Source organism: Streptomyces sp. NPDC104309, from assembly GCF_055584025.1.
This window is the reverse complement of sequence record NZ_JBVJMV010000004.1, coordinates 336579-349866: the sequence shown is the minus strand read 5'-3', so window position 1 is coordinate 349866 and position 13288 is coordinate 336579. Positions and strand designations below refer to the sequence as shown.

Genomic DNA, 13288 nt, shown 5'->3' with positions numbered 1-13288 from the left:
GCCGCGGGGCGTGGCCGGTCCGGGGTCAGTGGTGGGCGGCCGCGGTCCCGGCCGGGTTCACCGGTGGGCCGCGGCGTTCCGGTGGGCGACGAGGTCGCTGCGGCGGACCTGGCGCAATCCCGTCGGATCGGTCTGCCCGCTGCTCCAGAGGGCGCTGAGGGGAAGGGGGCCGGGGCCCGTGAGGTACGCGCGCAGCGCGTACCACGGTTGCAACGGCAGCCGGCCCAGTCCGTACAGCCAGCGCCGCACCAGCCGGCCGGGCCCCGGGCGTCCGGCGTCGGGCAGTCCGATCACCCGTATCCCCATGATCAGCTTGCCCGCGCCGCCTCCGGCGAGCGCGGTGAGGACCACGTGATTGAGGAACGAGAAGGCGAGCGCGGGGCCGAGGAGCAGACCGACGGCCTCGGCGATGTCGGCCGTGACCACGTACGGCCGGGCGAGTAAGCCGCCGGTGACCAGACAGAGGTAGCCGTCGAGGCCGATGGCGAGATAGCGGCGCATGTCGCCCACCCGCGGCGGGACGCGCGGCGCGGCGCGCTGCCCGGGGACGGGCGGCAGCGCCGGGCGGCCGTACGGTCCCGCAGGCCCTGGCCGCCCGTGTCCCAGCGGCGGGCGGGTGGCCGGTGCGGTCGTCGGCCGGGAACAGCTCGGGGTACGTCTGTGCCCCCGTGGCGTCGTCATGACGGCATCATGTCCGATCGCCCGCTCCCACGTGCCCCGGATGCGCACTCACGTCCCTGCCCGCGCAGGGGCGCGTTTTTGCCACGTCGCACCCGGGGTCGTCCGGATCAGGCCGGATCAGCGACCGGGGCACGCGAGCCCGGCGTGATCCGAGCGAGGGACGCCGGTGCTGTGGCCGGAAAGGTTTGCCGGAAGGTCGCGGCGTCCGGTGCGGTGCGTCGCACGGCGGAGGACCGCCCTCGTGCCGGACGCACTCGGGTGGGGCGACAACGTGGCGAGGTGCCATGCCGGGTGTCGCGAGCCGGTGAACCCTTCCGGTCGCAGCGCTAGCGTGTTCACCGCCGCTCCCGCTCAGCCACTGAACGGAACTGCCTGTGCAACCCTCCGTCGAGACGCCCGAACTGCCCACGCAACGTACGCGCCCCGACGGGTCCCAGCGGGTCGACGCCGTCTGGCAGAGGCATCGCGTGCCGCTCCTGGCCACGGCCCTCTCCGTGCCGCTCCACGCGCTCTGGGCGGCTCTTCTCGCCACCGGCGGCGGAGACCTCGCGGCTCAGGTGGCCTGGACCGATTTCGTGGCACGGCATCCCGGCACCCCGTACAACCTCTCCTGGTACGGGGGAATCCACGTCGCCAACTACAGCGTCGTCGCACCGCAGTTGATGGCGGTGCTCGGCGTGCGGACCGTCACCGTGCTCTCGGGGGTGGCCGCCTCCTGGCTGGCGGCGAGCCTGTGCGTCCGCAGTGGGATGCGCAGTCCCCTGTGGCCCGCTCTGCTGGCAACGCTGACCCTCTGGTGCAATGTGGCGTCCGGCCGTTCCACCTTCGCCCTGGGGGTGGCCCTCGGGCTGGGCTCCTGCCTGGCGCTCGTGGGCGGCTCGCGCCGCCTGGTCCGCTCCGCCGTCCTCGGCGCGCTGGCGACCATGGCCAGTCCGGTCGCCGGACTCTTCCTGCTGGTCGCGGGCGCGGGCTGGCTGCTGGACCGGGACTGGCGACGGGCCGCCGTGCTGTGTGCCCCGCCCGCCGCCGTGGTGGGACTGACCACCCTGCTGTTTCCCTTCAGCGGCGAGATGCCGATGGCGACGAGCGATGTCTGGAAGCCGGTCCTCTTCGGCGTGCTGCTCCTCGCGGCGGCGCCGCGGGAGTGGCGTGTGCTGCGGTTCGGCGCGGGGGTCTACGCGGTCGGGGTCGTGCTGACCGTTCTCGTTCCGTCGCCGGTCGGCTCCAACGTCATCCGCCTCGCCGAGTTGTTCGGACCACCGGTCCTGCTCGCCGCGCTGCTTGCCCACGGGGTGCGGTTCTGGCAAAAGGCCGCCTTCGGCGCGGCCCTGGCCCTGTCCCTCCAGTGGGTCACGCAGCACGCCGTCCATGTGCTGGAGATGTCGACTCCCGTCCCGGCCTGGGCCACGGAGACCAAGGGGGTGGTGGCCGCCCTCGACCGCCTCGGGGCCGATCGCACACGCGTCGAAGTGGTGCCCGCCGTCAATCACCGGGAGACGAGCGCCCTCGGCCCCCACGTCAATCTGGCCCGTGGCTGGAATCGCCAGCTCGACGTGGAGCGCGGCGCGCTCTTCTACGAAGGCTCCTTCTCCGCCGAGAAGTACCGCGACTGGCTTCACCGGTGGGCGGTGGGATACATCGTCCTGCCGGAAGGCACCCCGGACTGGGCCGCGAAGGACGTGGCCGCGCTCGTGCGCGACGAGCCGGGCTGGCTGAGGCCCGTGTGGCAGGACACACATTGGCGCGTCTACCGGGTGGAGGACGCGACGCCCATGGTGTTGGGCGCCGGCTCGTCCGTCGTCCGCGGCGACGGCGCCGGACTCGTCGTACGGACCCGCGCGCGCGGGTCCGTGATCCTGCGTGTCGCCTACTCCCCCTGGCTCCGGACCGACACCGGCTGTGTGGAGCGGGCGGGCGAGTGGACCCGGCTGAAGGCGCCGGCGGCCGGGGAGTACCGGATCGACTCCTCGTACGGACTGCTCCGGCAGGGAAAATGCTGAGCCGGTACGCGGCGCCCGCGCCGACGGACGACGGGTCGTGCGGGCCCCGTGCCGGTGGCCGGGCCGTCTCCCGGCCCGTGGGCGGTGGGTGACGAGGACCCGGCACGGGCGGCCGGTCCCGGCAGCGGGCCCCGGCTCTCCGGACCACGGTGCGGCCGGCTACGCGTCCCCGCACCACGGTGCAGCTGGCTACACCACCGTTCCGGGTGGCCGGTCCCTCGTGGCGACGGGCGTGCGACGGAAGGATGGAGCCATCACGAGAGACCACCCCGACCACGGAGGATCATCATGAAAGCACTGCTCTGGACCGTGCTGTGCGCGGCGGTCGCCGCGAACGTCTGCCTGAACTTCCTCGTGGGGGACGGCGGCCTGCAGATCGCGCTGAGCGTCGTCTCCGGTGTGGTCGTCCTCGCGTCCGGCGCGGGCCTGTGGATGCTGCGCCGCCCGGCCGACGCATGAACTCGGCCACGGCCGGGGGCCCACTATGCGGATACCGTGGCGCATCTTTCCGGGTCACTGGGACAATCGGTATGCCACAACGGTTCTGTACGTCGCTTTCGTGAGCCGCAGAGCGCGCGATACCGGGCGACGCCCTCAATGGGGAGGGGGACCGCTGGTGCCCTTCGGGACGGGGGCACCTTCGCGCGCACTGCCGACCCACGGAAGGTCTTGATCAGATGCCGGTCACCCCTGACTCCGCTACCCCGCACGCCACCGAGAACCGTGTCATCGAGCCGCTGTACGCGGAGATACTCCGCCGCAACCAGGGCGAGAAGGAATTCCACCAGGCGGTACGAGAGGTCCTGGAGACCCTCGGCCCGGTCCTCGCCAAGCGGCCCGAGTTCGTGGACGCCCGGATCATCGAGCGCGTCTGCGAGCCGGAGCGCCAGCTCATCTTCCGCGTGCCGTGGTCCGACGACTCCGGCGACATCCACGTGAACCGCGGCTTCCGCGTCGAGTTCAGCAGCTCGCTCGGTCCGTACAAGGGCGGACTGCGCTTCCACCCCTCGGTCAACCTCGGCATCGTGAAGTTCCTCGGCTTCGAGCAGATCTTCAAGAACGCGCTCACCGGCATGCCCATCGGCGGCGGCAAGGGCGGCGCCGACTTCGACCCGAAGGGCCGTTCCGACGCCGAGATCATGCGGTTCTGCCAGTCGTTCATGACCGAACTCCACCGTCACCTCGGGGAGTACACCGACGTTCCCGCCGGTGACATCGGCGTCGGCGGCCGGGAGATCGGCTACCTGTTCGGTCAGTACAAGCGGATCACCAACCGCTACGAGTCCGGAGTCCTCACCGGAAAGGGCCTGGGCTGGGGCGGCGCCCAGGCGCGCACCGAGGCGACCGGGTACGGCTGCGTCCTCTTCACCGCCGAGATGCTCCGCAGCCGGGGCGAGTCCCTCGACGGGCAGCGCATCGCCGTCTCGGGCTCGGGCAATGTCGCGATCTACGCGATCGAGAAGGCCCAGCAGCTCGGCGCGACGGTGGTGACCTGCTCCGACTCCAACGGCTACGTCGTGGACGAGAAGGGCATCGACCTCGCCCTGCTCAAGGAGATCAAGGAGGCCGGCCGCGGCCGGGTCTCCGAGTACGCGGAGCGGCGCGGCGAACACGTCAGGTACGTCGCCGGTGCCGGCGTCTGGAACGTCCCCTGCGATGTGGCCCTGCCCTGCGCCACCCAGAACGAGCTCCATGAGGCCGACGCGCTGACCCTCGTGCGCAACGGTGTGAAGGCCGTCGCCGAGGGCGCCAACATGCCCACCACACCGGAGGCCGTACGCGTCCTTCAGGAGGCGGGCGTCGCCTTCGCCCCCGGCAAGGCGGCCAACGCGGGCGGCGTCGCCACCAGCGCCCTGGAGATGCAGCAGAACGCCTCACGCGACTCCTGGACGTTCTCCCACACCGAGGAGCGCCTCGCCGAGATCATGCGCCACATCCACGACTCCTGCTACACCACGGCGGAGCGCTACGGCAGCCCCGGCAACTACGTGGTCGGCGCCAACATCGCCGGCTTCGAACTGGTCGCGGACGCGATGCTCGCGCAGGGCCTCATCTGATCCGCCGGCCCCTTGAACGACCGCTCGGCCCGGCCGTCCTTCACGGCCGGGCCGAGCGGTGTCAGGCGGCCGGCAGCGCGCGGCGCCGAAAGGTCTCCGCCAGGCCCGTGTTCACGACCACCACGACTCCGAAGAACACCGCCGCCACCGGATGTCCCACCGCGTGGACGGCGCACACACCACCGCCGAGCACCACCGCCTTGACCAGCAGAACCCCCGCGAGGGGCGGCCGGAAACGGGCGCGGGGGGCGGCGAACATTCCCCAGAGCACGATGGCCACCGCCGGCGTTCCGATCCCCAGCAGCAGCCGGCCGGCCACGCCGTCCCCGGTGGTGAATCCCCACCAGGCCAGAGCGGCCAGCGCGGCCAACTCGACGACGAACGCCACGACTTCATTGACCATGAACCAGGGCCGCCCGGCCGGGACGGCAGCGGTGCCGCGGCCTTCGCTCGTCATCGGTGGAGAACTCCTCTTCGTCCGATGGCCGATCCCCGCCGGAAAGCGATGACCGGCCGGGGTCGGTGGCCGGTCTTCATCCGGTTCCACCCGGGTTCAGGGAGCGCCCCCGGCCCGGGTGACGCTCGATGCCGGTCGTCAGGGCGTGGGCAGAGGCACGAGCCCGCACAGGAACTCGGACGCGTCGAGCAGTTCGCGGGTGAGCCGTACGCCCGTCAGCCGCTCGGCGAGTGCGAAGGCGGCTTCCGTGTGCAGCTCGTAGCTCCGCTCGTCGTCCTCACTCAGATCGAAGCCCGCCGCCCGCATGGCGTCCAAGGAACCGTCGGGATCGCTGCCATCACGTGAGTAGGCGAAGAGCGGCTCGAAGTGGAGTCGCCGTTCGCCGTCCTCGTACCAGTTGAAGTGATCAACGGCGTTGACGTTGCGGAAGTGCGACACGGCCGTCGTTCCGCGCGAGAGCGGAACGAGGAATTCGTCGCTGATTCCGAGGTAGCCATTGGGCTCGATCATCAGTGCCCACTCGCCGACCCCGGTCACCCCGGCGAACAACCGGTCTCCGTCATGCGTGTCCCAGACCTCGTACGCGGGCTCGCTGAGAGCGTCGACGCCGGTTATGCGGCACAGCTCCGTCGCGCCCAGCCGTGTCAGCAGGGCGTCGGGAGCCGACCCGCGCACCAGCGTGACGCAGTACGCCTCGGCCAGAGAGGGAAAGTGCTCGTCGAACCAGAGATAGTCATGCGCGGTCGCTTCAGACATGACGCAAGCATGGCAGTCGCCACTGACATCGCCGGGCGCGTGCCCGGACCGGATCACCGGACCGGGCCCTGTCGCGTCAGTCCTCGGTCGTCGGCGCGGCGGCCACACCGATCGGGCAGGAGACACCCGTACCGCCGATCCCGCAGTAGCCCGCCGGGTTCTTGTCGAGGTACTGCTGGTGATATGCCTCGGCGGGCCAGAACGTGCGGCCCTCGGCCGGGAGGATCTCCGTGGTGATCTCGCCGAAGCCGGAGCCCGTGAGGACCTTCTGGTACGCCTCGCGGGAGGCCGCCACGGCCGCCGCCTGCTCGGGGGAGTGGGTGTAGATCGCCGAGCGGTACTGCGTGCCCACGTCATTGCCCTGACGGAAGCCCTGGGTCGGGTCGTGGGACTCCCAGAACAGCTTCAGCAGCCCGGCGTACGAGACGCTCTTCGGGTCGAAGACGACCCGGACCGCCTCCGTGTGGCCGGTCAGGCCCGAGCAGACCTCTTCGTACGCGGGATTCTCGGTGTAGCCGCCCTGGTAGCCGACGAGCGTCGTCCAGACGCCGTCCGTCTGCCAGAACTTGCGCTCGGCGCCCCAGAAACAGCCCAGCGCGAAGTCCGCGACCTCCAGACCCTCCGGGTACGGGCCCAGCAGTGGGTTGCCGAGGACCGTGTGGCGGGACGGGACGGTGAATTCGGGGGTGGGGCGGCCCTTCAGGGCCTCCTCGGGGGTGGGGAGCTGCGGGGTACGGCGTTGCAGGAACATGCGGGGGCTCCTCCGGGGCTGTGGTCTACGGTCCGTACAACGCGGTGCGGGCGCCGGAGATTCCGGCGCCCCCGCCGCCCCGCCGCGTCCGTGGCGGTCGGTCGCGGTCAGTCGTCCTCCGCGACCTTCAGGGCGCTGTACTCGTGGCACGTGGTGAAGAAGCTCTTCGGAGACGTGTAGTACGACCAAGGGGCGTACGGCGACGGGACGTTGTCGGCGACGGGGTAGTCGATCAGGCGGAACTGCTCCATCGCCTCCTCGTACCGGTCCTGCCAGTACAGCGTCCAGGCGAGCATGTGGCGGGCCCGGACCAGCCGCCGGTCCCCGTCGTCGGCCGCGTCGGCGGCAGCCACGTCGGCCAGGCAGGCGTCGGCCGCGGCGATCAGTTCCGGGCTCTTGTAGTACTCGTCCGGGTCCGTTTCCGAGCTGCTTCGTTCCTCCTTGAACGCGGCGTACAGCGGGAGCAGAGAGAGCAGCCGGCCGGGGCTGCTCCGCCTCGCCGCCTCGTGTGCGAGGTACCCGGCCTGCCGGTACGAGCCGGCCCAGCGGTGGCACCAGTACCGGAGCGCCGTGTCGTGGGCCGCGAGGTGAGGCCCGCCGCGCAGGACGATCTTCGCCCACAGGGCACGGCACTCGGCCCGGTCGTAGCCGAGGGCGAGGGCGCAGGGGATCTCGGCGACGTACGGACACGGGTCGTCGCCCGCCAGCGCCTGGGCCTCGTGGCATGCCTCGCGAGCCCTGGCCATCACCTCGCGGAAGACGGAGGACTGCTCCCACGTGGGGTGCTGCGTCGGACGCGTACCGTGCACCTGCGCCGCGACGCCGATCAACGCGCCGGCGTGCACGAGGGCCGCGCCCGCGTCCTCGGGGCGTTCGGCGCGCCAGGCCAGCAGCCAGGTGTCGTCGATTGCGGCCTCGTCCTGGAGGACGGCGGCGCGCCGGTAGCGCTCCTGCCGGTCCCGGCCCGCTTTGCGGAGGAAGGCGGCGCCCGCCCGCCAGTCGCCGGAGCGGAGGGTGGTGCGGATCTCCTCGTCGCGGATTTCCTCGTCGGGGATCTTCTTGTCGTGCGGGTCGGAGGTACTCCCGGGGGCGGTCCACGGCGGCGTCCTGCGTACCTTCTTCCGGGCCTTCGCCCGGAGGTACTCGCGCAGAGCGGTGGCCGACGGGAGCAGCCGGGGTGTGGTCGTGGAGGGCTCCGGTTCGATGCGGGGAAGCGCGGCGTGGGGAAGGGGGCGGAGGTCGGGGTCGAGCAGGGCGCGCAGCGGCTTTGTGTCCGGGACATCCGCCACCGACGCGTCCAGCGCCGCCGGGAGCAGCTCCGCGTGGCCCGGCGGCAGCTCCAGGGATGCCTCGTCGTCGGTCCAGGGAAGCCGCCAGCGGGCACGTCCCTGCCGTACGTACTCGGCCTCGGCCAGTTTCCGCAGCCCGAAGCGGAATGCGTGCCTGGCGAACTCGCGGGCCACGCGGCCGGTCGCCTGCCGGGCCTTGGCGGACTTGTGGAGACAGTCGGCGATCTGCCACTGTGCGCCCGCGTCCACGGCGTCGAGCGCCTCTGCCGCCGAACCGTCGCCGCCGGTCACCGAGGCGACCGCCCTGACCATGTACCGCGTCGTCGTCTCCTCGTGCACCGCCACCGACTCGTGTGCCAGATCCGGCCAGTCGACCCGGCGCAGTCGCAGCAGCTCCGGTGCCAGCACCTGCTCTTCGACAGCGGCCAGCGTGCGCTCGGTGTCGACGAGCAGGTCCAGGGCCGGTGCCACGGGCGCCGGCGCGCGCCCGTCGTCCGGCAGCGCCTCGATCCGGGCGATGCGTTCCGTGAACAACCCATGCGTGCGAGAGGCGCCGGCTCCGGGCGGCAGGGAGTCGCGCATCTCGTCCAGCTCGTCCCTGCGCGCGGCCAGCACGTGCCGGAGGCCGCCGAGGACCTGGCCGGGCAGGGGCAGCAGCCCGGCCTTCACGCCGAGCAGGGCGTACGAGTCCATGTACTCCTCGTGCGTGCGGCCGAGGACCTGGAACTCGCGCAGCGCGCACGCGCTCACGTCGCGGCCCGCGATCCGCACGGCGGCGACGTCGGCCGCGGCCTTCGCACGGCCGATGTCGGACATCGTGACGCGTGTGCAGAAACGTTGGTACCTCCGGTACCGCTCCGCCAGGAAGCGGTACGAGGCGCCGGCGTGGCCCGGGTCGATCTTCCTGGGCTTCCCGCCCTTGGCGCGTGCCTTCGCGGCCTTCTGCTCCTGGCGTTCCCGCTCCCTGGCGACGGCCTTCTCCGCCTGTTCCCGGAAGTGGGCGACGGCGCGGGCGGTTCGGTCCCGGCCGCGTGTGACGACCGCGGCGAGGCGGGTGTCGGAATGGGCGTAGCGGCTCATCTCGTGCGCGAGTACGAAACGTAGCTGGGCCTCGGACATTCCGGCCAACAGCGTTACACCGACGAGGAGTCGGCGCCGTCCGGCGACCAGGCCGAGGAGCCTGGTGTGCTCGACGGCCGAGGCGTTCACCTCGGCGGTGAGCACGAGGTCGTCGGGCGCGCGGGTTCCGGTCCGGTCGGCGAGGTCGCGGACCATGGCCCAGAGCCGGGGCTGCCGGGAGTCGTCGACGCGCAGCCCGCGTACGTCGTCGTGTTCCGGCGTGCGCGGCAGGGACATGCTGCGCACGATCGAGAGCGCGGGCACCGAGGTGCGGGCGAGGAACATCACGGCGACGGGAAGCCACGCCCAGCGGAAAACGGCCCAGTCGGCGACGCAGAGGACGGCGAGCAGGAGGACGCCCAGCAGGTGGAAACCGGCGAGCAGGGCAACGGCGCGGACGGCGCGCAGAGTCAGGGTCATCGGACGGATTCCCCCCACGGAAAGGGTGGTTGGCGGCGACGGTGGTGGTCGTGGTGCGCGTGGGGAATCGGAGTATGTCGTCCCGCGGACGGGCGCGGCAATGCGATAACGGGGCAGCTGGTGACCGAGGCCGCGCCGCCCCCGGTCGTCACCCGGGGAGCGGGCGCCGGGCGCCGGGGCGCACGGCTACCGGGGCAGCGTCGCCGGACTGCCGCCGTTCGCCTCGTAGCCGGCCACCGCCAGCGCCCGGTGGACGGTGTACTCGGCGGCCGGGTCGGGGCTCTGGGTCCACGGCAGCGCGCCCACGTGACCGTCGACGTGGACGAGCTGGTTCATCGCCTCCGACCAGCGTTCCATCCGGACGAGGAAGAGGATCAGCAGGTGCCGGACATGGGCGAGCATCGGATCGTCCGGACGGGCCGCGTGTACTGCGAACAGGGCACCTTCGACCGCCTTGGTCACCACCGCGCTGCGGTAGAAACCCTGCACGAGATTGACCTCGGGCAGATGCTCGTACACCGCGAACAGCGGCAGCGCGGCCAGCAGCGAACCGTGCGGGGCGCGGGCGGCGGCCGTGGTGGCGAAGCGATCGGCCTCCTCGCGCGATCCGTGCCACTTCTCGCACCAGTAGTGCAGCGCGGCGATGTGGGCGCCCATGTGGGCCGGCGCCCGGTCGATGATCTTCGCCCAGAGCTGGTCGAACTCCTCGTGGGAGTAACCGAGTCCGCGGGCGACGGCCAGTTCGACGAGGTACGGGACCGGGTCACCGGGCGCCAGCAGTGCCGCCTCGCCGCAGACCGTACGGGCCTCCTCCAGGATGATCCGGAAGTCGTCCGTCCCCGCGGTCGACGAGCGCCATGCCTGCTGCACCAGGAACTCGGCGTGCACCGCGGCGCCGCCCGCGTCCTTCGGTGCCTCGGCCCGCCACTTCCGCAGCCACGCGCCGCCCGCACCGGGCTGCTGCGCCAGTTCCAGCGAGGCGGCACCGGCGAACGCCTGCACCCGCTGCCACCGCACCTCGCCCTCCTTGGGCGTGCCGGCGAGCAGCTGCGAAGCCGCCCGCCAGTCCTGGGAGCGCTGCACGACGTCGAGCACATCCAGGAGATCCTGGTCCGGGCCCGGCAGCCGGACGTCCAGTTCCTCCTGGCGCGCGAAGCCGTAGGTGTCCGGGTCGGCGGCGTCCGGCGAACCGGGCGCGACCTGCCGGATACCGCCGCGGCGGCGCAACACGAACGGGCCGATGACCGCGGCGAGCATGCACAGCGCGATCAGGAACCAGAGAATCTCCATGCCCCCATTGTCACCGGACGGCCCGGTAGCCCGGTGGGCGCCCTCGTGACGAACTACGCTCGGGCCCCATGAGCGACCAGCACAGCTTCGAGACTCTCGCGATCCATGCGGGAAACACCGCCGATCCCCTCACCGGCGCCGTTGTTCCGCCCATCTACCAGGTGTCCACGTATAAGCAGGACGGCGTGGGCGGACTGCGCGGCGGCTACGAGTACAGCCGTAGCGCCAATCCGACCCGTACCGCCCTGGAGGACAATCTCGCGGCCCTGGAGGGCGGCCGCCGCGGGCTCGCCTTCGCCTCCGGCCTCGCCGCCGAGGACTGCCTGCTCCGTACGCTGCTCACCCCCGGCGACCACGTGGTCATCCCGAACGACGCCTACGGCGGCACGTTCCGGTTGTTCGCGAAGGTCGTCTCGCGGTGGGGCGTGGAGTTCTCGGTCGCCGACACGTCGGACGTGGCGGCGGTACGGGCGGCGATCACCCCGCGCACCAAGGCGATCTGGGTGGAGACCCCGTCCAACCCGCTGCTCGGCATCACCGACATCGCCGCGATCGCCGGTGTGGCCCGCGCGGCGGGCGCGCGACTGGTCGTCGACAACACCTTCGCCAGCCCCTACCTCCAGCAGCCGCTCGCCCTGGGCGCCGATGTGGTGGTGCACTCCACCACGAAGTACATGGGCGGTCACTCGGATGTCGTCGGCGGCGCGCTGATCGTCAACGACCCTGAACTGGCCGAGGAGTTGGCGTACCACCAGAACGCGATGGGCGCGGTCGCCGGACCGTTCGACGCGTGGCTGGTGCTGCGCGGCATCAAGACCCTCGCGGTCCGCATGGACCGGCACAGCGAGAACGCCACCAAGATCGCCGACCTGCTGACCCGGCACCCCAAGGTCACCCAGGTCCTCTACCCGGGGCTCCCCGAGCACCCGGGTCACGAGGTCGCCGCCAAGCAGATGAAGGCCTTCGGCGGCATGGTGTCCTTCCGCGTCGTGGGCGGCGAGGAGGCCGCCGTCCACGTCTGCAACCGGGCGAAGCTGTTCACCCTCGGCGAGTCGCTGGGCGGTGTCGAGTCCCTCGTGGAGCACCCGGGCCGCATGACGCACGCCTCGGCGGCCGGTTCCCCGCTGGAGGTGCCGGCCGACCTCGTCCGGCTGTCCGTCGGCATCGAGTCCGCCGACGACCTGATCGCCGATCTGACTCAGGCGCTCGGCTAGGGGCTTTCGTCCAGGCAGAAGGGCCTGCGTCCCGTCCCGCGAGGGGCCCCGAGTCCCGCCCGGCGGGCCGGGGCGGACGCGGATGACCGGGCGGGTTCGAGGGATCGGGCCCGTCCGGCCTCACTCAGGCGTCGGCCGTCTCGTCGTCCAGCGATGCCCGGATCTGGTCGCGCAGTTCCGCGCCGTCGGTGTGCTCGTGGACGGAGACGGCGTGCTCGGCCGCGGCCCGTACCACTTCCTCCTCCTCGCCCGAGATGGTGAGCGAGCAGTTCGTGACGCTCGGATACTTGCGGCAGTCGGCGACTTTCCTGGTCATCGCAGCCTCCTCGGCCGGTTGCCCCTTGTCGCCCCGTTCCAGGATAGTTCGCCCCGGTCCGGCCCTCACCAGCCGTCCAGCGGCGGCGTCGTCTCGGCGGGCGGCACCTGCCACGGCTGCGCCCTCACCGCCCACACCGTGAAGGCGACCACCGCGGCGAACACCACCAGCAGCGCCAGCCTGCGGGCCAGGAGCCGTCGGCGCAGCATCCGGCCGCCGCGCTCGGTGGCCCGCCGTGCCAGGTCGGCGGGCACCTGCGGATGCGGGCCGTCCAGCATGCGCCGGACCTCGTCCTCCCGGTTGCCGCCCCGGCTCACGGCGCCGCCTCCAGCGACCGTCGCGGCCACCGCCGCGCCGTGGGCCGGCGGGTGCCGCGCATCGTGGCCACCGAGCGGTTGCAGATCGACCGGAGCCGTTCCACCGGAAGCCCCAGCAGGGCCGCGGCCTGCTCCTCCCCGACCCCCTCGTACAGCCGCAGTACGAGAACGAGGCGCTCCTGCGGTGTCAGCCGGTCCAGCGGTCCGCCGCGCGGCCGGTGGTGCCGCCAGACCTCGTGGGCGAACCGGACGGCCAGCTCCCGCCGGGTGCGGTCGTAGGGGTCCTCGCCCCGCAGCTGTCCCCACTGCGCGTAGGTGTGGGCCAGTGCGGCCATGAGTATCCGCTGGGCCCGCGGGTTCGCGCCGGGCGGCCGCAGGGGCTCGGCGGTGAGCAGCGTGGCCGTGTGCAGCAGTCGGCCGGCCGCGCCCGCCACGAAGGCCTCGAACTCCCGGGCGCGGCGCCGCTCCCGGCCCGCCTGGCGCTCTCGCACAGTGCTCATCCGAGCCGTTGCGGGGGCTTCAGGTCAAGAGGCGTGCGTCCGGTGGCCCGTGCGGAGCCCCGGGTGTCGCGGCATCCGCCGGGCGGGAACCGGGGCCTCCCGTTCGGATCACGCCGGACTC

General features: G+C 72.2%; 13 protein-coding genes. 4 read left to right on the top strand and 9 right to left on the bottom strand.

Annotated features, from left to right (window positions below; translation table 11 throughout):
- Nucleotides 1-57: 57 nt before the first annotated feature.
- Nucleotides 58-501, bottom strand: a complete 444-nt coding sequence (locus ACZ68L_RS07910; RefSeq protein WP_469575033.1) for an RDD family protein — start codon at nucleotides 499-501, stop codon at nucleotides 58-60.
- Nucleotides 502-1055: 554 nt separating this feature from the next.
- Here ACZ68L_RS07910 and ACZ68L_RS07905 point away from each other — a divergent pair.
- From ACZ68L_RS07905 to gdhA, 3 genes are all read left to right on the top strand, one after another.
- The gene (locus tag ACZ68L_RS07905) at nucleotides 1056-2681 is read left to right on the top strand and encodes a hypothetical protein (RefSeq protein WP_469575032.1); all 1626 of its coding nucleotides are present in this window, start codon (nucleotides 1056-1058) and stop codon (nucleotides 2679-2681) included.
- Nucleotides 2682-2969: 288 nt separating this feature from the next.
- Nucleotides 2970-3140: a hypothetical protein gene (locus ACZ68L_RS07900; RefSeq protein WP_469575031.1), complete on the top strand. Its 171-nt coding sequence runs from the start codon at nucleotides 2970-2972 to the stop codon at nucleotides 3138-3140.
- A 218-nt stretch (nucleotides 3141-3358) separates the two neighbouring features.
- Nucleotides 3359-4738: an NADP-specific glutamate dehydrogenase gene (gene gdhA / locus ACZ68L_RS07895; RefSeq protein ID WP_469575029.1), complete on the top strand. Its 1380-nt coding sequence runs from the start codon at nucleotides 3359-3361 to the stop codon at nucleotides 4736-4738.
- 61 nt (nucleotides 4739-4799) lie between these two features.
- Here gdhA and ACZ68L_RS07890 read toward each other — a convergent pair whose 3' ends face one another.
- From ACZ68L_RS07890 to ACZ68L_RS07870, 5 genes are all read right to left on the bottom strand, one after another.
- A complete protein-coding gene (locus ACZ68L_RS07890) occupies nucleotides 4800-5195 on the bottom strand; it encodes a YrdB family protein (RefSeq protein WP_469575028.1) in 396 nt (131 codons plus the stop codon).
- A gap of 138 nt (nucleotides 5196-5333) precedes the next feature.
- Nucleotides 5334-5951 carry a DUF6461 domain-containing protein gene (locus ACZ68L_RS07885; protein WP_469575026.1) on the bottom strand — a complete coding sequence of 206 codons (618 nt, stop codon included), beginning with the start codon at nucleotides 5949-5951 and terminating at the stop codon, nucleotides 5334-5336.
- A gap of 76 nt (nucleotides 5952-6027) precedes the next feature.
- Nucleotides 6028-6702: a peptide-methionine (S)-S-oxide reductase MsrA gene (msrA, locus tag ACZ68L_RS07880; RefSeq protein ID WP_469575024.1), complete on the bottom strand. Its 675-nt coding sequence runs from the start codon at nucleotides 6700-6702 to the stop codon at nucleotides 6028-6030.
- 107 nt (nucleotides 6703-6809) lie between these two features.
- Nucleotides 6810-9530 carry a M48 family metallopeptidase gene (locus tag ACZ68L_RS07875; RefSeq protein ID WP_469575023.1) on the bottom strand — a complete coding sequence of 907 codons (2721 nt, stop codon included), beginning with the start codon at nucleotides 9528-9530 and terminating at the stop codon, nucleotides 6810-6812.
- Nucleotides 9531-9716: 186 nt separating this feature from the next.
- Nucleotides 9717-10820 (bottom strand): hypothetical protein, encoded by a 1104-nt coding sequence (locus ACZ68L_RS07870; protein WP_469575022.1) that lies wholly within the window; start codon nucleotides 10818-10820, stop codon nucleotides 9717-9719.
- A 68-nt stretch (nucleotides 10821-10888) separates the two neighbouring features.
- On the opposite strand from ACZ68L_RS07870, the gene ACZ68L_RS07865 reads away from it, so the two are divergent.
- Complete coding sequence (locus ACZ68L_RS07865; RefSeq protein ID WP_351080388.1) at nucleotides 10889-12034, top strand: cystathionine gamma-synthase; 1146 nt, start codon at nucleotides 10889-10891, stop codon at nucleotides 12032-12034.
- A gap of 124 nt (nucleotides 12035-12158) precedes the next feature.
- On the opposite strand, the gene ACZ68L_RS07860 is transcribed toward ACZ68L_RS07865, so the two are convergent.
- The 3 genes from ACZ68L_RS07860 to ACZ68L_RS07850 form a co-directional block, all read right to left on the bottom strand.
- Nucleotides 12159-12350, bottom strand: coding sequence for a DUF1059 domain-containing protein (locus tag ACZ68L_RS07860; RefSeq protein ID WP_469575020.1), 192 nt, complete (start codon nucleotides 12348-12350; stop codon nucleotides 12159-12161).
- Between the two features lie 65 nt (nucleotides 12351-12415).
- The gene (locus ACZ68L_RS07855) at nucleotides 12416-12667 is read right to left on the bottom strand and encodes a hypothetical protein (protein WP_469575019.1); all 252 of its coding nucleotides are present in this window, start codon (nucleotides 12665-12667) and stop codon (nucleotides 12416-12418) included.
- On the bottom strand, nucleotides 12664-13158 hold the full coding sequence (locus ACZ68L_RS07850) for a sigma factor-like helix-turn-helix DNA-binding protein (RefSeq protein WP_469575296.1): 495 nt from the start codon (nucleotides 13156-13158) through the stop codon (nucleotides 12664-12666). Before ACZ68L_RS07850 ends, ACZ68L_RS07855 begins: the two co-directional genes overlap by 4 nt.
- Nucleotides 13159-13288: the final 130 nt, after the last annotated feature.

Bases quoted from the DNA above. Each gene is read 5' to 3' on its own strand.
- msrA (WP_469575024.1), bottom strand. From the start codon at position 6,702: ATGTTCCTGCAACGCCGTACCCCGCAGCTCCCCACCCCCGAGGAGGCC.
- ACZ68L_RS07900 (WP_469575031.1), top strand. From the start codon at position 2,970: ATGAAAGCACTGCTCTGGACCGTGCTGTGCGCGGCGGTCGCCGCGAAC.
- ACZ68L_RS07860 (WP_469575020.1), bottom strand. From the start codon at position 12,350: ATGACCAGGAAAGTCGCCGACTGCCGCAAGTATCCGAGCGTCACGAAC.
- ACZ68L_RS07865 (WP_351080388.1), top strand. From the start codon at position 10,889: ATGAGCGACCAGCACAGCTTCGAGACTCTCGCGATCCATGCGGGAAAC.
- gdhA (WP_469575029.1), top strand. From the start codon at position 3,359: ATGCCGGTCACCCCTGACTCCGCTACCCCGCACGCCACCGAGAACCGT.
- ACZ68L_RS07875 (WP_469575023.1), bottom strand. From the start codon at position 9,530: ATGACCCTGACTCTGCGCGCCGTCCGCGCCGTTGCCCTGCTCGCCGGT.
- ACZ68L_RS07870 (WP_469575022.1), bottom strand. From the start codon at position 10,820: ATGGAGATTCTCTGGTTCCTGATCGCGCTGTGCATGCTCGCCGCGGTC.
- ACZ68L_RS07885 (WP_469575026.1), bottom strand. From the start codon at position 5,951: ATGTCTGAAGCGACCGCGCATGACTATCTCTGGTTCGACGAGCACTTT.
- ACZ68L_RS07910 (WP_469575033.1), bottom strand. From the start codon at position 501: ATGCGCCGCTATCTCGCCATCGGCCTCGACGGCTACCTCTGTCTGGTC.
- ACZ68L_RS07890 (WP_469575028.1), bottom strand. From the start codon at position 5,195: ATGACGAGCGAAGGCCGCGGCACCGCTGCCGTCCCGGCCGGGCGGCCC.